We start from the raw sequence: 21645 nt of genomic DNA, 5'->3' as shown, positions 1-21645 counted from the left end.
TGAACAGGTGTCCTTCTCTGTCTGGAAAATTTTGGCTTCGCAACTACTATTTTCCCAGCTCAAGGGGCACTTGTTCGGTTTAACACACCCCTGTCAAAAAGTTCTTACTCGCGGATCCGGGTCTGAGTCGAGGACGACTCCCACGCATTCGCTGCCCGGGACGTAGGGAGATTCGTGGCGTACCGAATGAAAGGTCCCGGAGGCGATCAGCAGATCGAGCGGATTCAACGGAGCTGCGATGACGTCCAGCAGTGTGGTTCCGGAAGAGCGGGACGGGAGTTCACACCACCGAACCTGCGGATCTGCACCGGGAGCATTCACCACGCCCGCGAGCACCCGTACGGTTTCCCCCTTTCGCGGGCTGCCCGTCACAGAGCGAGCATCCTTAGACGGCACGTAAGCTCCCTTGATTAACATCCATATGGTTGTGATGTTTTGACGATTATGGTCACCCCTTGCGTCGAGAGTCAAGATCGTGGGCTATTTGTCGACAAACCCACACAACGGTTATAGTCTTTTTTGTGATCAGAGAGGATTCCCTATGACGTCCGCCGAGTCCACGGCCGAGCCGACCCACGAAGACGCGCAGACCATCCAGAAGCTGCTCGTCGGCGTGATCGGCCTGCTGGATACGTTCTCCGCGGAGCAGCGCGCCGCCGCGTTGTTCGGCTTCGATGACCCCCGCCGTCTCGACTGGGACATCATCCCGAAGCCCGACCGTGTCGGAGTCTCGATGCACAACCTCGACCGGCACCAGAAAGTGGTGGTCCTCGAGCTCATCCGTCTCGCCGTCTCACATGAGGCGTACACCAAGGTGTTGGCCATCATGCAGCTCGAGCATGTCCTTCGCGCCCGGGAAGCGGATTTCCTCGGCGTCGCAGCGCCCCTGTGGCGCACGCCCGACTCCTACTTCCTGAGCATCTTCGGTCGGCCCGGTTTCGAAGACACTTGGTCGCTGCGCTTCCTCGGGCACCACGTCTGCCTCAACATCACGATCGTGAACCAGCGCTGGATATCGACCACCCCGAGCGCTCTCGGACAGCAACCCATGATCGGCGCGGGCGTGCTGAACCCGATGGCCGAGGACGAAGGACTCGGGTTCGACCTTCTCGACGCACTCGATGATGGTCAGCGCAGTGGCGCCGTCATCCATGACGTGGCGCCAGCCGACTTCGTCTCACGGCAGGTCCCGCTCATCGGCGCACTGGAGTATCCGGATCACTACGACCTGGGGATGCCGCAGTACCAGATCACGACCGCGGATCGTCAGATGCTGGCTCTGGTGCGCGACAAACCCTCCGGCATTGCCGCCGACCGTCTCGACGATGCGCAGCGGGCCACACTCTCGCGTTTGCTGGACACTTACCTTGCACGCCTTCCCGCGACAGCGGCCGCGCAGTATCGGACCCAGATCGACGCCGACGGTCCCGCTGGGATCCACTTCGCCTGGGCCGGCGGCCTGGTTCGGGGTGTCCCCCATTATTTCAGAGTCCAGACCCGCTCGCTCCTGATCGAGATGGTCAACGCCGTTGACAGCGGCAATCACCTGCATTCCGTCGTTCGGGACTTCGACCACGACTTCGCGCACGACTCGCTCCGCGACCACGCCGCGCACCTGGCCGAACACGGTTCTCATCTCAGGACTCGCACCACCTCCAGTGAGGGCACCGAGCTGCAGGCAAATGAGTGGTCCTGGTGATCCCCTTGCCCGCTGTCGACACCACGCAACCGAAGTAATCGTTGCGATGTTTCTTGATAGTGTGAGCGGATGAATTCATTCGCCGGACTGACGCGCGCCAACGTTCTCGCGAGTGAGATCGAGCAACAGATTCTCGACCGGGACTTTAAACCAGGCGAGCTGATCGGTACGATCGACTCGCTCAGGGCGCGATCGGGTTTTGCCCGATCGACCGTCGCTGAGGCGATCCGGCTGCTGGCGGACCGCGGGCTCGCCGAGATCCGACCCGGCCGAGGCGGCGGCCTTTTCGCCACCGCTGCGGGGCCGATGGTGAAAATTCGCCACACCCTTCTCGCGGTCACCGATGCCCCGACCTCTGTGGCCGAGGCCGTGGCCGTGCGGGAAGCGCTCGAGGTGCTGATCGACGTCGACGCTGCCGAGCACCGCACCGCGGCGGACATCGCCGATATCAAAAAGCTCCTGACCAAACTCAAGTCAGCGGCAGCCAGGGGCACTACCGCGTTCCTGCTGGCGAACTGGGACCTGCACGAGCGCATAGCGCTGATCTCACCAAACCAGACAGCCTCGGCGCTCTACCTGTCGATGACGAGGTTCGTGCGCGAGCACGCGGTGGCGGCAACACACGACGACGCTCCCGAGTCGGCGACCGAATGGCTGCACATCCGCCTCGAGACGCATGAAGAGCTCGTCGCCGCCATCATCGCCGGTGACGTCCATCGAGCGAAGACGGCGGTTGAAAAGCACGCCGGGCTACTCCTCACTGAGTAGCCCCGCCCGCTTCTGTACAGACCCGGCTAGCGCGGGATGATCGGTAACTGCACGTAGCTGACGTGGCCAGGTCCGGTGTAGACGGTGTTGGTCGCGCCGTCGTGGTAGCCCGGGTCGTAGGCATGGTGCATTCCGTGAGCGACGCCGTCGTAGGGCTGGATGTCGACCCGGATTCGCTGGCCCTTGCGGACAAGCCCCGTATTGGGAATGAGTTCGATCTCCACCGGCACGACCTCGTCGATCACCAGAGGAGCGTAATCGGCCTTGCGGTGCGTGTGCTTCGGGCTGTACTCCGTCGAGCGCTCAAAATCCAGCGTGCGATGGGATGCCTTCAACCAGCCCTTCATGAGAGGGGTCGGTCGGTCGCCGAAGCCCATTGTCGCGAAGCTCGTGTAATCGACCTCCCGGCCGTCTTCGTCTACCGCCCGAACTGACACGTAAATATCCATGTCCGCGGCCGTGGAGGACACCCAGAGCCCGGCCTTGCCGTAACCGGCGAGCACCGCGTCTTCGGTCAGCGGTTCGCTGATGAACGAAATACCGTTGACCTGCGGAGCCGACTCGGGCGAGTCTGGGTCGAGCCGGATGGCTGCACCAACGCCGGGCGGAAGAAGCGTGACCTCCGCAGAGTAGCTCCCCTGCCGCTCGACTGTGGATTCCGACGTCGACAGTTGGAGAAAATCGGACCGCGCGCTGGATCCGGCCCAGTCTGCGGGAGTCGCGTCGAGATACCACCGTGTGTAGTTCGTGCGGGCGACGGGCCATTCGTTCTCCTGAAGAACGAATGAGGCACCATTGCCGGTTCGGATCTCCAGTCGTACCGGAGGGAGATCCATGATTTTGTTGTCGATGCCTTTGAGCCAGTGGTCGAAGAATGCCTTGTGGCTGGCTACTGTTTCGGCCGCGTAGGCCTTTTGGAACCAGTCCTCCCAGAAGTCGAGCTTCTTGTTCGAAGTCGGTGTGCCGAGGTACGCCCCGCTGCCGCCGAGCTGGTGGAAGTGGGCCACGTGCGTGGTCGCCGCCACCGCCCAGAGCGGAATCGTCACATCGCTCAGATCGGGACTCATGAAAACGTTGGCACGCGGGCCGAAGGCGGCCTCCGGATCGGAGTCCCGGAACGGAGTGTTCTTCAAAATGGTGGTGAAATCGGCGATGTCGGGTTCGCCGATCCCGGCGGGGACGATTCCCGATGCCTTCCAGATCGACCAGAACTGCTCGTTGAAGATACCGCCGCTGTAGGCGACCTCCTCGTACAGGTCGACATCAGTTCCGATGGCGATCATCGCTTTTAGATGTTTCGGATGCAGGCTCGCGGCCTGGTGCTGCGTCATTGCGAGGTACGACATCCCCCAGGTGCCGACGTTGCCGTTGGACCAGCGCTGTTCGCCGGCCCATTCGATCGAGTCGTGCAGGGCCTGGGCTCCGGCGATGCCCCACGGAGCGACCTGTCCCGGGTTGTTGCCCGTTCCGGGCATGTCCACCCGAACGACGGCGTAGCCGTCGGGCACCCAGACTGCGGTGTTGGCTGTCTCGTGATTCTCGAACTGCAGGCCCATGGAATTGCCGAGGAAGTAGTCCTCCTCCATCAGCTCGTGCTTCTCGAGGTCCTCGTAAGTGGCGATGGAGTGGTGGTTGAAGGCCTTGCCGTACGGGCCGCAGGTGATGATGACCGGGAAGGTGCCGGGCTCGGCGGGACGGAAGACATCCGCCAGCACGTACTCGCCGTTCTCGAGCGGGATCTTCACATCGCGAAAGCGGAGGATGCCCATGGCGTTGCGGCGAAGCTCGTTGCGCGCGTTCGCTGGCGTGCACAGCTCGCGCGGTGACCCCGCGGCGAAGATGCCGGAACGGTTGAGGTCGACGATGAGTTCGACTATGACCGGGTCCTGCGTGAACTGCTGCACCTTGTCCAGGGTCGTCGTCGCCTCGAAGTTGACGTCGTGCCGGAAATTGAGCGCCCGGTCGCCGATGAGATCGTGCACCTCCGGCGGGATGTCTGTTCCGTGGTCACGGATGTCGCTCCGACCCAATGTGAAGACGAGTCGGGCGATATTTGTCACCCCCGGGTCCTTCAGCTTGTTGATGTCGCCGTCGACCCGGGCGACGATGTTCGCCAGAGTCACGCGCGGCCGGCCCGTGACGTTTCCGATCGCCGTGCTGCCGACCAGGAAGGCGACGCGTTCGTCCTCCTCGTACTGAAACTCTCCGCGTTCGTTTGTTAGACCTACATGGCTGGGGGTCTCGTATTTAAGTCCGGCGATCGGGCCGGTCAAGGTACCTGTCTTGGTCATGTAGTTCTCCTGGTCGTCATTGACTCATGGTTGCTCGTGCGGCATATCGGGCTCGTACCCAGTCCTCGAAGGTCGTCGGGGCTCGCCCGAGCAACCACGCCAGCACGTTCGGATTGCCGACGAAGTCGTTGCTGCTGTATCGCGCGCTGATGGCGCGCATGGCCCGGAGTTCGTAGGCCGTGCGGGCGGGGTCGGCGTCGTCGAAAATCCGTGCAGCGAATGTCTCCACGTCGATTTTCGCCGCTCGCACCGGCATGTCAATGACCGTTCCGATGATAGTGGCAAGGTCATGCGCCGTGTAGCGGCCGGCCGAAGCCAGTTCGTACGTCGCACCGATGTGGTGATCGGAGTCGCCGAGCACGAGCGCGGCGACCTCGGCGATGTCCCCGATCTCGATGAGCGACTGCCGGCGCTCGAGAGACCAAGTCAGCTCGAAGACCCCGCGCTCGAACGCTGGTTTAAGGCGATGCGCGAGCATGTAGTTGGTCGGCTGGAGGATGGTGAAATCGAGCCCGGACGACAGCAGGTGCTCTTCGATGTCGCGCTTGATTTCGTGTTGCAGCAGGTCGGTTGTGATCGCGTGCAGCACGGAACTCATGACGAAGTGCTTGACTCCAACGGCGCGGGCGGCATCGACGATCGCGAATCCGACGGCGCGCTCAGACGACGACAGGGTCGGGCCGACGTGATAGACCTTCTCGACGCCCGCGACGGCCTTGGCGAGCACGTCTGGATCGGCAAGGTCGCCCACCACGACTTCCGTCACTCCGATCGCGCGAAGCGCGGCGGCCGACGCTTCTGACCGCACGCTCGCGCGGACAGGATGCCTGGCAGCCAGCAACCGGGGCACCAACAGCCTGCCCTGGTTGCCGTTCGCACCCGTGACCAGGATCACCGCTCTACGCCTTTCGTTCGAGAACGCTCATCGATGACGCGCCTGCCTCGACCCCTGCCATCGAGCGCCCGAGGTTCTCCATCCAGGTATCCGGGTTATTCGCCGCGTGGAGGCTGCCGGCACGGCAGTTGCGCGCAATCAGCTGCAGCGGCATCCGCTTGCTGATCGCCGATGCGCCCGAGGCACGAAAGAGCGTCTCAACCGCCGTCGCGCAAGCATCCCAGACGTACGCGGCGTCCGTGTGGAACTGGAGGATCTCCTGCTCGGTCGGGTCGATGCCCGCGGCATCGAGCCGATCGAACTCGCCAACAGCGGCATCGGCCACTCGGCCGGCTGCACGGATCTGCATGGCTGCCCGACCGATCGTGTGGTGGACGACGGGCGCATCAAGTTGCCTCGTGTAGGGCGAGTACGGCACGCTTCGCCTTCCGATGGAGCCGAGGAACACCTCCATCGCCTGGTCCGCCATGCCGAGCGCAACTCCTGTGCTCGACACGATCGAGCGGGGCAGTCCCCCGCGTCGCGGTCCCTGACCTGTCGCGATGAGCTCGGCCGTTCGCTTCGCGAGCTGCGCGGGAAAGCCGAATCGCTCATCCGGCACGAAGAGCTCGCCGTCGGTTGCCATGGTCTGGCTGCCTGTGGCCGCGAGGCCCGATGCATCCCAGTCGTCGCGCGAGACGAGCTGGTCCTTGGGAACCAGCACCATCCCGACCTTGGAATCGTCGGTGTCGTCGTAGAAGACGGCGAGGTAGCCGTGGGATGCGTGCACGCTGCCGGTCGCGAACGGCCAGACGCCCTTCACCATCCAGCCGCCGTCGACCTTCCGTGCGGTGCCCGACATGTGGCGGCTCGTGCCGCCGACCGCGAAGGTGCGGTTTCCCACCCACGGCGACTCGTAGACCGGCGCGACCACCTCATCGGCGAAGGCGTTGCTCCACATGTTTCCCCCGGCGGTGGCCCAGACCACCCAGCCCGTCGCTCCACATCCCGCGCCCAGCGCACGGTAGATGGCGAGCATCTCGCGCGTGCTGAAATCCGCACCGCCGTATCGCTTCGGTTTGCTCAGGGCGAAGACACCGACCGCACCGAGACGCTCGATGGTCTCCTGCGGAATACGGCGTTCCTGTTCGGCTACGGCCTGCTGATCGCGCAGCCATGGCTGCAGTTCCACGATTCGCGCGATGATCTCTTCGGCCTGCGGCAGGGCGATGTCCGTGATCACGGCCATTCCTTCCTCGACACCGGTGTGCCGGTGAAACCTCCGACGGGTTCGACGCTCGGATCTGATCCATCCCGACCGAGCGCGGACGCGTCGGGATGGTCGTCAAACCACCCCTGGGCGGGATAGCGATACATCCAGCCGGTGGCAAGCCGCCGGCGGGCGATGAGCCAGACACCGTCGCGCTGTTCGAACCGGTCGAGGTAGCGCGCCCACAATTTAACGGTCTCGTTAGCCCACTGATGCTGATCCGTTCCCTGGTGATCGGCGTTGAGATAGGTCTCGACGTGAGCGACGTTCGGACCGTCGAACTCGATCAGACTGTTGCCGAGCACGTGCATGGTCCGCACGAAGCGCGGCATCTCGCCGGAGAGGAAGTCGACGAAGCCGTCGACCGACCCGACGTGAAGGCTCTCGGGAAACTGAATCCAGGCGTCCCTGTGGAACACGCCGCGCACGAGACCCATGTCCACGCGATCCAGACCGCGGCAGTAGCGCAGGAGGGCGTCATGAATCTCGGCGCGAGCGCTCAGTTCTTCGAGGGTCTTCACACTTTCTCACTTTCATTGGGCGCCGCGAATAGGGCCTGATGACGATGGGTGTTGTCGACAATGTGATTGGTCAAAACGCCGAGCCGCTCGACCTCCACTTCCACCACGTCGCCCGGGTGCAGCAACCATGGGGGCGTACGCGCATAGCCGACCCCGGACGGAGTGCCGGTGGCAAGGAGGTCACCGGGGTTAATCGTGAAGCTCCGGGAAATGTGCGCCAGCGTCTCGCCGACCCCGTAAATCATCTGCGCGGTGCTTCCGTGCTGCACGACTTCGCCGTTCACTCGTGTTTCGATCTGAAGCCCGTCCCGAAGGTCGCCGACAACCGCGGCAGGGACCATTGGACCGATCGGGCCCGACCGGTCACCGTTCTTCCCCATGGTCCATTGCGACGTTTCCTTCTGCGCGCGTCGCGACGTGACGTCGTTGAAGGTGGAGTAGCCGACCACCGCCGCGAGGGCCTCCTCGGGGGTCGCGTCGACCAGGGGCGCGCCGATCCAGGCGACGACCTCGCCTTCCCAGTCGAGGCCGTCCTCGGTTGAGGGGACCGGGATGCCGGCACCATCGATGCTCAGGGACGCCGGCCAGCGGGCGAACAGGGTCGGTATCTCGGGAAGTGGTTCGTCCCGGTAACTGCCCTCCTTGACATGGTCCGAATAGTTGAGCCCCACGCAGAGCACTCGGGCGCTCTTGACGACAGGAGGGACCAGCTCGACGTGCTCGACCTGTTGCGTGGCGCCGGTCGGGCTGGCGGCGACGAACCCGTGCGGGGACGCCCAGAATGTGTCGAGGTCCGTGACAATCGACACCTCGGTGCCATCGGGACTTAGTACTCCGACGAGAACGAGCCCGTCACTCTGCCTGACACCAACGATCCGTATTCCTACTCCGACGCTCATCGTGCGCCTAGCTCGTTGCTCGGATGACGAGCATGCTGGCCGGAAGATTCGTGCGGTTCTCGACAGTTCTCAGGGTGCCGACGGTGAAGTGGACCGAGTCATTCGCGCTGAGGGTCTCTTCCGCCCCGTCGCTGGCCATCACGAGTTCACCCGACAGGACGACGTAGACGGTCTCAGCTTCCTGTGGCGCGAGCTGTGCTGTGCCACCGGGCAGGTAGTGGGACAGCGCGACGGTGAAATCGGATGTCGGAGTGGACGCGCCACCCTGCAGACGGACCGGCCCGACACCATCGTGGCCGACCGGGTTGAACGGCTCAGCATCAGCGATCCTTGTCACTCGCATGGTCATTTCAGTGCACCTTCCTCGATGAGTTCTTTCGGACGGGCGGGCTTGCCACCCAGGGTGTCGCGCAGGCTGCCAAGAAGGCGTGAAGCATCTGTTGGCGCGCCTGTTCCGTAGACGTAGAAGTCGGGCCTGGCGAGCACCACACGACAGGTGTGCCCGTCGAACCAGGCCCGGTATCCGCCGTCGATGTCCCGGACGGGCCCGTCGCTGGAAACCGCGGTAGCCGTGCCACCAATGGTCGCAAACCAGGACCGAAGCTCCGCCGGCACGTCCACCATCGGGTCGCCATCGAGCCCGATGAGCTGCCACGCGCCTGGGACCATATCGTCGAACAGGCCGACATTGCCCTCGACTTCGATCCGGGCCTGGACGGACAGTCTGCCGGCACTGTTGTCCCCCTCTTCGGTGATCGAGGGCCGGCCGAGTCTGGGGTGGGGCGGCTCGACGGTGACTTGCTCCGGCTCGTTCAGTTCGGCGCTCATGCGCGCGTCCCGGGCCGCTGCCTTCTGCGGATCGAGTTCACAGACCATCTCCCCGATTGAGACGGCTTCCGCGATGATCTCCTGCACGTGGGCGCCGCGTTCTGTGCAATATGAGTCCAAAACCGACTCGCTGGCGAGACCGGACTCGACCAGGGACAACCGCCACGCCAGTGCGCTCGCATCGCGAAGACCCGAGCAGAGGCCCTGTCCGAGAAACGGCGGCATCAGGTGAGCGGAGTCCCCGGCCAGGAAGATGCGCCCCCGACGCCACCGTCGAGCCCAGCGGCCGCGGAATGTGTAGACGGCATGACGTTCAAGCTGGGCAGTCTCGGGAGTGACGCCCCATGGCTTCATCAGCTTCCATGCGGTCTCCGGTCGATTGAGCTCGTCCGCTGTGGCATCCGCACGTCGCATGAACTCGAAGCGTCGCCGGCCGGGTCCGCTGTTCACCGCAGTGGCAGGCTGGACTGGATCGCAGTATTGGGTGACGAACGCATCCCACTGCCGGTCATCCAATGGTTTGTAGTCGACGACGAGCCAGTCCGCCTCGAATCCGGTGTCGACGCACTCGATGCCGGCCAGCGTGCGCACGACGCTGTTGGCCCCGTCGGCACCGATGAGCCAGCGACCCTGTAAACGCTCGTGTCCTGACTGCCCAGTGGTATCGGACACGCTGAGGGTCACCATCTCGTCGTCCTGGTCGATCGCATCGGCAGACCACCCGCGACGCAGCTCCAGCGATGGGATGGCGCGCGCAATCGACTCGAGCACCGCCTCAAGGTCCGGCTGGTAGAACCCGTTGGTGTTTGCCCAGCCAGACTCGGCGGGCCGGTTCCAGTTGATCGCGCGAAGAAGCACCCCGTCTCCGTTGCGAATCTGGTAGCCACCTCGTTCTCCACGCGACGGCTCGAACAGATCCGCGTGCTCGCCCATGACGCCCACGCCTTGTAAGATACGAAGTGCCTCGTGATCGATCGTGCAGGCCCGAGGCATGGGATAGCGCTCCGGCCACTTCTCCACGATTGTTACACGCCATCCTTCGCGCCCGAGCAGGATGGCGGTAACGAGTCCGACCGGGCCTGCACCGACAATGAGGAAGTCGACGAGACCCGACGTGTCTTCCGTTCGCGGCGCGTTCATTTGGCGATCTTCATCTTGCCTGGGCTATTTGCCCTGGATGGCCGTGAGGAATCCGATATCTCCGGCTTCGGCGAATGTGTGCAGTACCTTCACGTTCATGTCGGGGTTGTGCTCGTTATGCTGCTCGGGCACGTTCGGGTTACCGGTCCATCCCTGCAGACGGCACACACGGTGCTTGATCCGCCACCCCTGTTCAGTGCGCACCACTTCGTCGTCATACCAGCCAGTGCCGGTCCACGTCGGGCCGCCTTCAGCGGCCTCGCGCACCAGAAGCCAGTTGCCGTAGCTAAACGCGTGAGCCGTGTCGCCATCAACGTCCACCAGATGACCCATCATCGTGTGCTGATGGCTGTCGAGCCGGTCGTGGAACTCCGCGAAGGACGCTTTGAAAACGTCGAGGCCTTTCCAGCCTGCTCCCGCTGGTCCGAACACCGCGACGACGTCCTGGGTGAATACGCGGTCGAACAGGTCCCACTGGTGCGCGTCGAGTGCGAACGCATAGAGATTCATGATCTCGATGATTTCGGCCTTGTCGTTGTCGATCATGCGTGTGTTCCTCGTCTTTAAGCGTGTCACAAAGCCAAACATAAACATCCGAACCTTTCAGATGTTTATGATTGTGCCCTGACCTTCTGTGCCTGTCAAGACAGCACGGCCAAGCTGCTATTCCATCGTAACGGTTGACATCTTTAGATGATGTTGATTTGATTCAGAAGTCGGGCGCCAACACCGCCGCCCGCCGATATGCCTGTTGGAGGTTGCATGTCCAAGGACATTGATTCGGCACTCTTTCGCGAGACGCTCGGACACTATCCCACCGGCGTCGCCGTCGTCACCGCTGTTGCAGAGGATGGCAAACCGGTTGGAATGATCGTCGGAACGTTCTCGTCGGTGTCGATGAATCCCCCACTGATCGCCTTCTATCCGATGAACAGTTCCCGCAGCTTCGCGCAGGTTCGAACCGCTAAGGCGTTCTGCGTGAATGTCTTGGCGTCCGACCAGGAGCCCTTCTGCCGCCGGTTTGCCAGCGCGGGCGAGAAGAAGTTCGACGGCGTCGGCTGGCGACCGGGGCCGCTAGGCTCACCTATTCTCGATGGTGCGGTCTCCTGGATCGAGTGCACGTTCGAAGACGTTCGGGACGCAGGCGACCACTACATCGTGCTCGGGCGCGTCGAAGATCTCGCCGTGGAACGATCAACGCTGCCGCTGCTCTTCTTCCAGGGCGGGTACGGAAAGTTCTCACCAGGATCCTTCATCGCCGCGCCGGACCCTGAGTTGATCCAGGCAGCCCACGTCGCAGAAACCATGCGCACCCGGGTCGAAGAGCTTAGCGTCGAGTTCGGCGTCAACTGCAGCGTCCTCGCGAGGATCCGCTGGGACGCGGTGCAGGTGCTCGCCGTGAACCATTCGCCGATCGAAGAACCATTCCCGCTCGGCCATCGGCAGCCGCTCATCCCGCCGTTCGGGGCGGTATTCATGGCACACTCGCCGGACTCCGATATCGACGAATGGTTGGGGCGTGGGCCGGACCTCGGAGATGAGCGCCGCGACCTCAACCGCGCCCAACTGAACCGAGTTCGCGAGTGCGGCTACTCGCTGCTCGCGGCCGGGCCGGAGGTTCTCCAGCGTCATGCGGCCGTGCTGTCGGCATTCGAGCAGTCCGACCGGCTGCCTCGACAGCAACGCGTCGTACAGGAGGCCACCTCAGAGCTGGCCGACTTCTTCTTCACCGATCTCATCGCCGGCGGGCGGTATGACCTCGCAAACATCGTCGTCCTCGTAACCACCAGGGAGGGGATGCCCCCGATGGCCCTCAGGATGACCGGACTACCCAGCGGGGCCTCGACAGAACAGATCAAATCGTCGATCGACGCACTTAAGAAGATCGCCTCATGAACAAGCCACTCGAGGGGATCAGGGTGGTCGATCTCAGCCGGGCGCTTGCCGGCCCATACTGCACCGCGCTTCTGGCAGATATGGGCGCCGAGGTCATCAAAGTCGAAAGCCTGAACGGGGGTGACACTGCGCGCCAGTGGCCGCCGTTCGAGAACGACGACAGCCTGTATTTCGACTCCTTGAACCGAAACAAGCGATCGGTATGTATCGATTTCTACTCCTCGGAAGGGCGCGAGATCCTCGAAAAGCTGATTGCCGGGGCGGATGTTCTGGTCGAGAACTTCAAACTCGGAACCCTCAAGAAACTGGGTCTCACCACGGAACGACTCGAGCAACTGAACCCGCGTCTCGTTGTCGGTTCCGTCAACGGCTTCGGCATCGTCGGCCCGCTCAAGGATGACGCCGGCCTCGACCAGGTGGTCCAGGGAATGTCGGGGCTCATGTCGGTAACCGGTTCAGGAGCGGACACCTACCGCGTCGGCGTACCCATCGTGGATATCACCTCCGGAATGATCTGCGCATTCGGAATCGTGTCGGCATTGGTCGGCCGCAGCACCGGCCATGACGTGAGCCATGTCAGCACGTCGCTACTCGAAACGGCGCTCAATCTGTCAGTGTTCCAAGGCCAGAGGGCACTGAGCCTCGGTGTCGATCCGACGCCGCAGGGCAACAACCATCCGACGATCGCGCCCTACGGCACATTCACAACCGCGACCGAACCGATCAATATCGCCGTCGGCACCGACAAACAGTGGCGGATGTTCTGCAGGCTGATCGGAATTCCCGACGCGGCGGCAGATGTCCGGTTCATCACTGGAGCACAGCGCCTGGCCAACCGAGACGAGCTGAAACAGCTGATCGAGTCGGCGCTGTCGACGATACCGGCGGCGGAGTGGGTGCCGATTATTAGACGCGCGGGCATCCCGTGCGGTCCGATTTTCGACTACACACACGCCTTCGCGTCGGCTCAGGTCGCCGCCCTGAAGCTTGTGCACCACGGCAGGCGCCGTGACGGCTCGGAGCTTCCGCTTGTGCGCGGTCCGCTGAGCATGGACGGCGAGGCCAGCGAAATCGTTTCGCCGCCCCCGTTGCTGGGGGAACACACCGCGGAGGTTCTGCGCGAGATCGGTTACTCCGACGACGAGATCGAACGCCTCGCGGAGAACGGTCGCCTGGGGCTAGACAAGGAAACGGCGTAGGGCACAGCGATGAACGAATCAGCGCCGAGCGGCCGGATCACCGTGAGCGTCGCGAACGGTGTGGCTTCCCTCGAAATCGACAATCCCCGTCAGCGGAATGCTCTGACCAGAGCGATGTGCCTCGAACTGCAAGATGTATTGCCGCGGCTCGAGGCCGCTCCGGACGTCACCGTCATCACACTTCGGGGAGCCGGCACAAATTTTTCTGCCGGCGCAGCCATCAATGAACTGCCTTCAGTTCTCCTCGATCAGCAGGCAGACGGCACTCGCCTCGATCACCTGAGCCGTGCCGACGACGCCATCGCTTCAACGACGAAGCCGACCGTCGCCGTGGTGGACGGCGCGTGCATGGGAGGCGGCTGGCAAATCGCTTCGGCATGCGACTTCATCCTCGCGAGCGAACGCTCCGTCTTCGCGATCACGCCGGCGAAGCTCGGCGTCATCTATCCGCGGGCCGGTATCGAGCGTCTCGTCAGAGCGGTTGGGGAGGCGCGCGCGAAGTACATCCTGTTCACGGGAGAAGCATATTCAGCGACCAGAGCGCACGCTCTGGGCCTCGTTGCAGAGGCCGTTCCCGACGATGCCTTCGAGGTTCGCTGCGCGACCCTCGTCGCCTCCCTTCGGGACAATTCCCAGTTCTCGGTTCACTCTCTGAAGCAGTTGGTGAATCTGACGGCGTCCGACGTCCCTGACATCGATCAGTTCTGGGACGACGCTTGGACCGACATGAGCGACGGACCGGACATGGGCATCGGTGTTGCCGCGTTCCAGAATGGTGAGCGTCCACGCTTCACCTGGACCCCCCGTGGCTTACGCGCCGCGAAGTTCGAGTCCTCAGACTCCCGTGAGGGCGAACGAGGCAGCCCAGACGCCTGTACCGAGGAGGCAGGGTAGAAGACCTCGCTCGTGATGCAGTTCTTCGGCTCGAAGGAGGAACTGTTCCGAGAGGTTGTTGCGGATCCCCGCCCCCACAATTACGAAGCGCCCGTCAACGTAGGCAGCGTAGAGTCGAAGCATGGAAAGCGCGCTCATAACCGGAGCTAACAAAGGCATTGGCTGGGAAACGGCACGACAGCTTCTTCAACAGGGCTATTACGTATTCCTCGGCAGTCGAAGCATCCCGAACGGCGTTGACGCCGTTTCGAGGCTGCATCAATTGGGTTTCGACAACGTCGAGTTGGTGCAACTCGATGTGACCGATCAGGAGTCGGTCGAGGCGGCACGACAAGCTGTCGGTGCCAAAACCAGTGCCTTGGATGTGCTCATCAATAATGCGGGAATGAGCGGTGGTCGCCCTCAGGGTGCGCTGGAGGCTGACATTGAAACCTACAGGGCAGTCTTCGATCTAAACCTCTTCGGAGTGGTCCGCGTGACACAGGCGTTCGTCGATCTCCTACGAAATTCATCGAATCCGCGAATCGTCAATGTCTCCTCAAGCCAAGGCTCGTTGACACTGGCCACGGACGAGGCATCCGTTTACTACACGGCGAAGGGGGCCGTCTATCAGCCATCCAAAGCTGCCCTCAACATGTACACGATCGACCTCGCATATGAACTCCGTGATACTGCGTTTCAGGTAAACGCCGTAGACCCAGGTTTCACCGCGACCGATTTCAACAACCATCGCGGCACGGGATCGGTCGAGGTTGGAGGCGCACGCATCGCGCGAGTCGCGACGCGTGCCCCCAATGGTTCAACCGGAACGTTTGTCAGCGAGGAGCACGATCCGGAAAACGGTCGGATTCCTTGGTAGGCCAGCGAGCTGGCTGACCCTGGTTTTCCCGCAAACTCCCCGCGGGAACTGGTCCGTCGCCGGCATCACCCCAACGGATTCAAGACGGAACGCATCCCCATCAGCCCGCCACCCGTCCTGTACCACTACACGTCGACCAATGGGCTGATGGGAACCATCAAGAGCGGCACGCGGTGGGCAACCGAGATCGAATACCTGAACGACTCTGAAGGGATTATGCCGATATCGGCATAATCCCTTCCACGTCGTGAAGCTTGCCTCCACCATGGTTGATGAGGTCCGACGCAGGGTCCAGCAGGACACGCCTGACCCGATGCGGTCTGCCCGGGGGCCTACTGTTCGCAGTCCATGGCGCCGCGCGATAACCGCCCGCACCGCGAGTATCGTCGTCTGTATAAGTGAACGCTATTGGATCGGCCGGCCTTGGCCGCACAGAGGGGAAGCACTCATGACGCTCGTGATCTGCGATATGTCCACCTCGCTCGACGGGTACGTCACTGGCCCGAACGACAGCCGCGAGAACCCGTTCGGCGACGGTGCCGCGACGCTGCACGACTGGCTGTCCGACGCGGCGACCGACGAGGACCGGGCCATCCTGCAAGAGATGCTCGACGGCGTCGGCGCACTCGTGATGGGTCGCACGTCATTCGACAAGAACGAGGGTGACGGCGGTTGGGGTGACAGCGGCCCTGCCGGCGATACCCCATGCTTCGTGGTCACCCACAACCAACCGACCACGTCGTACCCACCCGTGTTCACGTTCGTCACCGACGGCGTGGTCAGCGCGATCGAGCAGGCCAAGCACGCGGCGGGCGACAAGGTCGTCACCCTATTCGGCGCGACGGTCATGCAGCAGGCACTCCCGCTCGGCCTGGTCGATGAGATCCGCGTGCACGTGATCCCGGTCCTGCTGGGAGGCGGCACGCTCCTCTTTGGTGCGCTGGACTCGGCGATCACCCTCGAACGCACCCAGGCGGTCGCCACCCCCGCTGCGACACACTTGGGTTTTCGGGTAGTGCGATGAGCCGCGACGACGAACTGGACAACCTCCGGCCCGGCAACGGCCGGCCACTGGAGCGGGTTCGGCTTGCGGGCACCGACCGAAGCGATGATCGCCGTCGTATCCGCCTCAATCAGCACAGCGAAATGCCGACCGCTCATCGTCCCTCTTGTGGGACGGCAAAGACATGTCCTGTAGGAAGTCCCTTCGCGCTCAGCGCGCGACCGAGCCCGCTGCGTAGCGGTACCCGCTCGGGGTGAATCCCAGCACAGTGCGGAAGTCAGCGGCCAGATGCGCCTGGTCGGCGTATCCAAGTTCGGCGGCCACCTGCGCGACCGTGGTCGAGCGATTGTCTCGAAGACGCTGTGCTGCCTCTTGCAGTCGGTAGCGGCGGATCATCGCGAGTGGAGTGAGCCCGACGTAGCGTTGGGCGAGTCGTTGCACAGAACGCACTGAAATACCGAGACATTGCGCGACGTGCTCGATGCAGGTGACCGATGGCTCCGAACCGATCAGATCCTCCATTCGGTTCGCCAGCTCGCCGTCGGCGTCGGGTGCCGGCACATGGTTCCTCAGCCAGTCGGCGTACACGCGAACGGCGCGAGCGCGGCGAGCCGACGCATCCGTGTCGCTTGACATCGCATCAGTGGCCGCGCTGAGTAGCTCCGGGGCGTCAAACGGCACTTCAGCGTCGCGAATCGACCGTGGATCTCCGACGAGAGCTGGAACCGCCGCCGGGCGCAGCAGGGCACCAACGGCCCACCCTCGACCATGTAGATCGCGATGAGACCGCCGTGTCGCCGGGCCAGACAGGGCGATCCCGCTTGGCTCGACGGTCAGATTGGATGCCGGGAACGGCAGAAGTTCTTGCCGAGAGACGCGGCCCGGCGCGAGCTGCCACTCCGGGATCCAGAACCAACGCACTATACCGCTAAGGTCCGCCGGTGGCAGCGCGCGGTGGAACTCGGGCAGACGGGTGGGATAAAGCGTGCCACGCCATTCGTCCTGCACCGTGTCTCCGCCCTGCCTAGTGATCCCATAGCCTGTCGTGAATCTTCAAGCCGTGTAAGTGCGCAATATCGTAGCATCGCAGCATGAGCGATGAAACGATAGCTGCCAGCGGAGCACACACCACCAAGGGAGTCCCACATGGATCGACCAGTTTAACGCCGTTCCTGGCCATAGCGGGAGCGCGCGAGGCGATCGCGTTCTACCACGACGTGTTCGACGCGCGCGTCGTCGGCGTAACTGAGTTCGACGGTGTGGTCGTGCATGCTGAGCTGGACTTCGGCCAGGGCCACCTCCAGCTCGGCGAGCCCACTGCGGCATACGGCCTTGTGCCCGCACCGGTCGGCGATGACGACTGCTACTCGATCGGCATCTATTGCGAGAACGCTGACAACGTAGTCGCCCGCGCGGTGGCGGCCGGCGCTACGATCCGTGAGCCACTCAGCACGTTCGTCTCGGGCGATCGTTACGCGTCGATCCGCGACCCGTTCGGGGTCCGCTGGTCGGTCATGACACGCGTCGAGGACCTCTCTGAGCAGGAAAGCGACCGGCGGGTTGAGGAGTGGGCAGCCGCCCAATCGGCCGGCCAGAACTGAATGGACAGCGCCCAGGAGGCTCTCCACCTGCCTCCGGCCTACGTTCACTCAAAGAGAAGCCGTCGAGGACCCCTGCATCCCACACGCCCGCTGGAGGCAGCCCTCCCGCTCCGCGTTGGCTTAGCGGGACGGCATACAGCTTCTGGGGTTGCGCCGGAAATGCCGACCGGATTGACTGCAGTCATGACAAACAGGGGGTTGCGACGTTCGTTCAAAGGAAGCCGGGGCGGCGCCATGCCCATCAACATTGATGTCCGTTCCGCCCGTGCTGGGGATCTTCACACGATCCGTGCCATCGACGGTACCAGTGGGCGGGACCCGGGAAGCCCATCTGCCTTGGAAGCGTCGCTGGCGGATCCCACCCTGCACATTGGATCTGGTCTCGGGCCATTGACGCCTGAGCAAAGAACGGGCGAAACTTTGCAGGCGTGAACCTGTACCTAGCGGCCCCTGCGCTGAACTCGTCGCGCTCAGAGCCGCCCGCGCCACTGGGGCGACCGAACTGACGCACAACGTGGCAGTTGGAAATCATGGCCGCGGCGTGAAAAGCCCGTGCGGGCGTGACCGGCAGATTCTTGCTGACTACTATCCGCAAGTGCGTGTGATCCTAGAGTCGCCTCAAGGGCTCGTGGGCGTGCTTGCCAGCGACCTCTTGCCGTTCGACTTCGACTACCTCGCCGAGCAAGTCTGACCTGCGAAACTCCACCGATCCGAAGCCTCAGCACCAACACGTTGGTTTCAGTGGCCCCGTCAACGACCCACTTGCGGGCGCTCCGATGCCGGTGTGCTCTGCAGCGTGGCTGGGGTAGTTGTGGGAGCAAATATGTGAGTACTTGTTTTTTAGGTTTCTTTCTATTTGCTCTGGGCAACGGATGGTTTTTGGGATAACGTCACGTTCATCAGCTCTTCGCTGGGTCTCTTTTTTGGGTCTCTTATGGGGGGAATCATGAGTTTTGACGGTATACACGCCCACGCCAAAAACACGTCCACGTTTGCGGGGCAGGGACGACGCCGACGACCGGGTTCCCTCGCAAAAATCACCCTCGCGGGCGTCCTGAGCCTGGCGCTGATGGGGGTGGCGATCACTCCGGCGCAGGCCGCCATCACCCCCTCTTCCACTGCAGATCTCGCGACCACGGGTTTGTTGGGTTCACGCCCGGGCGCGACACGGTCGCCGGTCCCGATCAATGACCACGTCAGCGCCAACGTGGACGTCGGCACCGGTAACCTCTCCGTCAGCGTCAATGCGATGACCCTGCCGGGCATCAACGGTGATACCGGCATCGGAGCAACGTTCAACTCCCTGTCCCAAAACACCGACACCGGACTGGCCGGGGCGCGCTGGACCCTCAATGTTGCCGGCGCCGGTACCCTGACCACGGCCCCGACCGGCATTCTCTACACCGCCGGGGACGGCTATTCCGCCCTCTTCACCGCCGTCTCGGGCTCCACCACCGCCTACACCTCCCCGGCCGGGGTGAAAGCTGACCTCGTCAAAACCTCCTCCGGCTGGACACTGACGTCCCACACAAGCTCCACCGTGGTGACCTTCAACGCCGACGGCCACCCGACCACGGTCAAGGACCGGAACGCGAACGCGACGACCATTACCTGGCCCACCGGCGGCAACCCCACCACGGTGACGTCCACCCGCGGCAGCACCGCAGCCCGGACAGCGAACCTGACGTACGACTCGAACAATGGCACCATTGCCTCCATCATCCAGGGCACCGGAGCCACGACCCGGACCGTGTCACTGGCCCACGACCCGTACGGGGTCTTCAGCGGCTACACAGACCTTGCCGGGAAAACCACGCACGTCTCCATCACCGGCGGATTGATCTACTCCATCACCCCACCCACGGGCGGGGTGATTTCCTTCGCCTATGACAGTTCCCGACGGGTCACCTCAATCACCAGGACCAACACCTCACCGGGCTCACCCGGGACCTCCATCACCCGCTTCACCTACCCGACCGGGACACAGACCCTGGTCGCCGGCCCGAACACGAACCAGGGCCTGGCCGTCTCCGCCGTCCCGCACACCACCTACACCCTGGACGCCAACGACCGGGTCACCGCCGCGACCGATGCTGCCGGACGGGTCCGCAGCGCCACGTACACGGCTGATTCTGACACCCTGAGCGCGACGCAGGGCACCGGAACCACGGCGGGCACGACGACGAACACGTACGGGGCGAACACCGGCCAATCCATCACCGCATCCCAGGCCCCGGGCGGATCCACCGGGCAGGCCGCCTACGCCAACACGGCGGCGGCCACGAAGTACCTGGCATCCTCGGGCACCGACGACGCGGGCCACACTTCCCTGTACACGTTCGACGGTCCCGGGAACATGCTCACCTCCACGACCGCGACGGCAGCGACCGCGGCCCTGACCTACAACCCGGACGGCACCGTCGCCACGGCTCTCGCACCGGGAAACGGAACGAACAAAACCCTCTACACCTATAACACGGACCACCAACTCATCTCCGTGTCCCCGGTGACCGGGTCCTCCCTCGGCGCCCGGGCCTTCACCTATGACTCGTGGGGCCGGCCGTTGACGGCCACCGACGGGCGGGGTACGACCACGACGTACGGGTACGACGCCGATGACCGGCTGGCCTCCACCACGTTCTCAGACAGCACCGGCGCCGTGACGTACACCTACAATCCGAACGGGCAGACCCTCACCCGGGTGGACGGGGCCGGGACCACTACCTACGGGTACGACCAGCTGGGCCGGCTGACCTCCAGGGTGAACACCGCCGGCGGCGGGACCATCAGCTACGGCTACGACAAGGCCTCCAACCTGGCCTCCACCACCGACACCCGCGGCACCACCACCTACACCTACGACGACTCCGGTGTCCCAACGACCCTGTTGTACCAGTACAACGGGGCAACGCACGTGCTCGCGTTCGCCACCGACAGCCGGGGCCGGCGCACCGACACCTGGATGGACGCCAACCCCGCACACACGACCTGGGCCGCGCACTCCCACACCGATTACGACACCACCGGCAGGGTCACCACCACGACCGCCCAGGTCGGCACCGGGGACGCCGACAACCGGCCCGTGATGGATCTGACCTACTGCCACGCGGCCGGCTCCACCGCCCCGACCTGCCCCACCACCGCGGCCGCGGACCGGTCCAACATCCAATGGGTGAAAGACAACCTCACCGGCGCCGTCACCGCCTACACCTACGACGGCGCGAACCAACTCACGAAGGCAGCCGTCACCGGCGGCACCGCCCCGAACACGTACACCTACACGTACGATTCCCGGGGCAACCGGCTCACCGCCACGACCACCGGGACGACCCCGTCCAGTCAGACGTTCACCGCGAACCCGGCGAACCAGATCAGCACCACCGGCTACACCTACGACGGGACCGGGAACCTCACCGCCGACCCGAACGGGGCCTACACCTACAATGGCGCCCAGCAAATGACCCAGGTGACCAAGGCCGGGACCACGTACAACTACACCTACGCCGGCGGATCGCAGAACGAGCTGTTGGCTGAATCCACGCCGAAGGGGTACTACAAACTCACCTACGGCCGTACCGACGCCCAGGGCCAGGGCCAGCCCATCATCGAACAACTCAGCAAAGACGCCGGGACCGCGTACATTGAGCACGACCCGGTCACCGGGGAACCACTCATGCTGCGCACCAGCGCGGGCATGGCATCGCTCTACATCACCGACGGGACCGGCAACCCCACCGCCCTGATCACCTCCGGGAACTACGTCGCCGTCGCGTACGCTGGAGCGTACCCGGTTTGATGGACGGGGTGGGGGTTGGTCCGGGTTCCCGACTGTAGGAGACTACTTTTATGGGTTCCACTCGCAGGAGCTTCACTGATGAATATAAGCGTGACGCGGTAGCGTTG

Annotated in this window: 19 protein-coding genes; 9 read left to right on the top strand and 10 right to left on the bottom strand. The window is 63.6% G+C overall.

The window, feature by feature from the left end:
* Window positions 1-93: 93 nt before the first annotated feature.
* Window positions 94-372, bottom strand: coding sequence for a hypothetical protein (locus tag QMG52_RS19985; protein WP_283562172.1), 279 nt, complete (start codon window positions 370-372; stop codon window positions 94-96).
* A 169-nt stretch (window positions 373-541) separates the two neighbouring features.
* Between QMG52_RS19985 and QMG52_RS19980 the strand changes: the two genes are divergently transcribed.
* Window positions 542-1699, top strand: a complete 1158-nt coding sequence (locus tag QMG52_RS19980; protein WP_283562171.1) for a DUF3500 domain-containing protein — start codon at window positions 542-544, stop codon at window positions 1697-1699.
* A 69-nt stretch (window positions 1700-1768) separates the two neighbouring features.
* Window positions 1769-2467 carry a FadR/GntR family transcriptional regulator gene (locus tag QMG52_RS19975; protein ID WP_283562170.1) on the top strand — a complete coding sequence of 233 codons (699 nt, stop codon included), beginning with the start codon at window positions 1769-1771 and terminating at the stop codon, window positions 2465-2467.
* A 26-nt stretch (window positions 2468-2493) separates the two neighbouring features.
* Here QMG52_RS19975 and QMG52_RS19970 read toward each other — a convergent pair whose 3' ends face one another.
* From QMG52_RS19970 to QMG52_RS19935, 8 genes are read right to left on the bottom strand one after another with little or no spacing between them, the layout of a single operon-like run.
* Window positions 2494-4758: a CocE/NonD family hydrolase gene (locus QMG52_RS19970; protein WP_283562169.1), complete on the bottom strand. Its 2265-nt coding sequence runs from the start codon at window positions 4756-4758 to the stop codon at window positions 2494-2496.
* Window positions 4759-4774: 16 nt separating this feature from the next.
* Entirely contained in the window at window positions 4775-5653 is an 879-nt protein-coding gene (locus QMG52_RS19965; protein WP_283562168.1) for an SDR family oxidoreductase, read from the bottom strand.
* 4 nt (window positions 5654-5657) lie between these two features.
* On the bottom strand, window positions 5658-6875 hold the full coding sequence (locus QMG52_RS19960; protein WP_283562167.1) for an acyl-CoA dehydrogenase family protein: 1218 nt from the start codon (window positions 6873-6875) through the stop codon (window positions 5658-5660).
* Window positions 6872-7423 carry a nuclear transport factor 2 family protein gene (locus tag QMG52_RS19955; protein WP_283562166.1) on the bottom strand — a complete coding sequence of 184 codons (552 nt, stop codon included), beginning with the start codon at window positions 7421-7423 and terminating at the stop codon, window positions 6872-6874. The genes QMG52_RS19960 and QMG52_RS19955 overlap by 4 nt, the downstream gene beginning before the upstream one ends.
* The gene (locus QMG52_RS19950; protein ID WP_283562165.1) at window positions 7420-8322 is read right to left on the bottom strand and encodes a fumarylacetoacetate hydrolase family protein; all 903 of its coding nucleotides are present in this window, start codon (window positions 8320-8322) and stop codon (window positions 7420-7422) included. The genes QMG52_RS19955 and QMG52_RS19950 overlap by 4 nt, the downstream gene beginning before the upstream one ends.
* Before the next feature lie 7 nt (window positions 8323-8329).
* Window positions 8330-8671, bottom strand: a complete 342-nt coding sequence (locus tag QMG52_RS19945) for a cupin domain-containing protein (RefSeq protein ID WP_283562164.1) — start codon at window positions 8669-8671, stop codon at window positions 8330-8332.
* Window positions 8668-10290 carry a bifunctional 3-(3-hydroxy-phenyl)propionate/3-hydroxycinnamic acid hydroxylase MhpA gene (gene mhpA / locus QMG52_RS19940; RefSeq protein ID WP_283562163.1) on the bottom strand — a complete coding sequence of 541 codons (1623 nt, stop codon included), beginning with the start codon at window positions 10288-10290 and terminating at the stop codon, window positions 8668-8670. Before mhpA ends, QMG52_RS19945 begins: the two co-directional genes overlap by 4 nt.
* Window positions 10291-10314: 24 nt before the next feature.
* A complete protein-coding gene (locus QMG52_RS19935; protein WP_283562162.1) occupies window positions 10315-10836 on the bottom strand; it encodes a nuclear transport factor 2 family protein in 522 nt (173 codons plus the stop codon).
* Window positions 10837-11052: 216 nt separating this feature from the next.
* On the opposite strand from QMG52_RS19935, the gene QMG52_RS19930 reads away from it, so the two are divergent.
* The 5 genes from QMG52_RS19930 (at window position 11053) to QMG52_RS19910 (ending at window position 16162) form a co-directional block, all read left to right on the top strand.
* Window positions 11053-12186 (top strand): flavin reductase family protein, encoded by a 1134-nt coding sequence (locus QMG52_RS19930; protein WP_283562161.1) that lies wholly within the window; start codon window positions 11053-11055, stop codon window positions 12184-12186.
* On the top strand, window positions 12183-13385 hold the full coding sequence (locus tag QMG52_RS19925) for a CaiB/BaiF CoA transferase family protein (protein ID WP_283562160.1): 1203 nt from the start codon (window positions 12183-12185) through the stop codon (window positions 13383-13385). The genes QMG52_RS19930 and QMG52_RS19925 overlap by 4 nt, the downstream gene beginning before the upstream one ends.
* 9 nt (window positions 13386-13394) lie before the next feature.
* Complete coding sequence (locus QMG52_RS19920) at window positions 13395-14279, top strand: enoyl-CoA hydratase/isomerase family protein (protein WP_283562159.1); 885 nt, start codon at window positions 13395-13397, stop codon at window positions 14277-14279.
* A 121-nt stretch (window positions 14280-14400) separates the two neighbouring features.
* Window positions 14401-15138, top strand: coding sequence for an SDR family NAD(P)-dependent oxidoreductase (locus QMG52_RS19915; RefSeq protein ID WP_283562158.1), 738 nt, complete (start codon window positions 14401-14403; stop codon window positions 15136-15138).
* A 448-nt stretch (window positions 15139-15586) separates the two neighbouring features.
* Window positions 15587-16162 carry a dihydrofolate reductase family protein gene (locus tag QMG52_RS19910; protein ID WP_283562157.1) on the top strand — a complete coding sequence of 192 codons (576 nt, stop codon included), beginning with the start codon at window positions 15587-15589 and terminating at the stop codon, window positions 16160-16162.
* Between the two features lie 189 nt (window positions 16163-16351).
* Here the strand turns inward: QMG52_RS19910 and QMG52_RS19905 are convergent, their stop codons facing one another.
* The gene (locus tag QMG52_RS19905; RefSeq protein ID WP_283562156.1) at window positions 16352-17149 is read right to left on the bottom strand and encodes a helix-turn-helix domain-containing protein; all 798 of its coding nucleotides are present in this window, start codon (window positions 17147-17149) and stop codon (window positions 16352-16354) included.
* 83 nt (window positions 17150-17232) lie between these two features.
* Between QMG52_RS19905 and QMG52_RS19900 the strand changes: the two genes are divergently transcribed.
* Both QMG52_RS19900 and QMG52_RS19895 read left to right on the top strand, forming a co-directional pair.
* Window positions 17233-17742 (top strand): VOC family protein, encoded by a 510-nt coding sequence (locus QMG52_RS19900; protein WP_283562155.1) that lies wholly within the window; start codon window positions 17233-17235, stop codon window positions 17740-17742.
* 946 nt (window positions 17743-18688) lie between these two features.
* Complete coding sequence (locus QMG52_RS19895; protein WP_283562154.1) at window positions 18689-21538, top strand: RHS repeat domain-containing protein; 2850 nt, start codon at window positions 18689-18691, stop codon at window positions 21536-21538.
* Window positions 21539-21645: the final 107 nt, after the last annotated feature.

The organism is Paenarthrobacter sp. PH39-S1 (assembly GCF_030063245.1).
Lineage (GTDB): Bacteria > Actinomycetota > Actinomycetes > Actinomycetales > Micrococcaceae > Arthrobacter_M.
Note: the sequence above shows the minus strand (reverse complement) of the source record. Positions and strands in the feature narration are given on the sequence as shown.

Bases quoted from the DNA above. Each gene is read 5' to 3' on its own strand.
- QMG52_RS19980 (WP_283562171.1), top strand. From the start codon at position 542: ATGACGTCCGCCGAGTCCACGGCCGAGCCGACCCACGAAGACGCGCAG.
- QMG52_RS19975 (WP_283562170.1), top strand. From the start codon at position 1,769: ATGAATTCATTCGCCGGACTGACGCGCGCCAACGTTCTCGCGAGTGAG.
- QMG52_RS19970 (WP_283562169.1), bottom strand. From the start codon at position 4,758: ATGACCAAGACAGGTACCTTGACCGGCCCGATCGCCGGACTTAAATAC.
- QMG52_RS19950 (WP_283562165.1), bottom strand. From the start codon at position 8,322: ATGAGCGTCGGAGTAGGAATACGGATCGTTGGTGTCAGGCAGAGTGAC.
- QMG52_RS19945 (WP_283562164.1), bottom strand. From the start codon at position 8,671: ATGACCATGCGAGTGACAAGGATCGCTGATGCTGAGCCGTTCAACCCG.
- mhpA (WP_283562163.1), bottom strand. From the start codon at position 10,290: ATGAACGCGCCGCGAACGGAAGACACGTCGGGTCTCGTCGACTTCCTC.
- QMG52_RS19935 (WP_283562162.1), bottom strand. From the start codon at position 10,836: ATGATCGACAACGACAAGGCCGAAATCATCGAGATCATGAATCTCTAT.
- QMG52_RS19930 (WP_283562161.1), top strand. From the start codon at position 11,053: ATGTCCAAGGACATTGATTCGGCACTCTTTCGCGAGACGCTCGGACAC.
- QMG52_RS19925 (WP_283562160.1), top strand. From the start codon at position 12,183: ATGAACAAGCCACTCGAGGGGATCAGGGTGGTCGATCTCAGCCGGGCG.
- QMG52_RS19920 (WP_283562159.1), top strand. From the start codon at position 13,395: ATGAACGAATCAGCGCCGAGCGGCCGGATCACCGTGAGCGTCGCGAAC.
- QMG52_RS19915 (WP_283562158.1), top strand. From the start codon at position 14,401: ATGGAAAGCGCGCTCATAACCGGAGCTAACAAAGGCATTGGCTGGGAA.
- QMG52_RS19910 (WP_283562157.1), top strand. From the start codon at position 15,587: ATGACGCTCGTGATCTGCGATATGTCCACCTCGCTCGACGGGTACGTC.
- QMG52_RS19900 (WP_283562155.1), top strand. From the start codon at position 17,233: ATGAGCGATGAAACGATAGCTGCCAGCGGAGCACACACCACCAAGGGA.
- QMG52_RS19895 (WP_283562154.1), top strand. From the start codon at position 18,689: ATGAGTTTTGACGGTATACACGCCCACGCCAAAAACACGTCCACGTTT.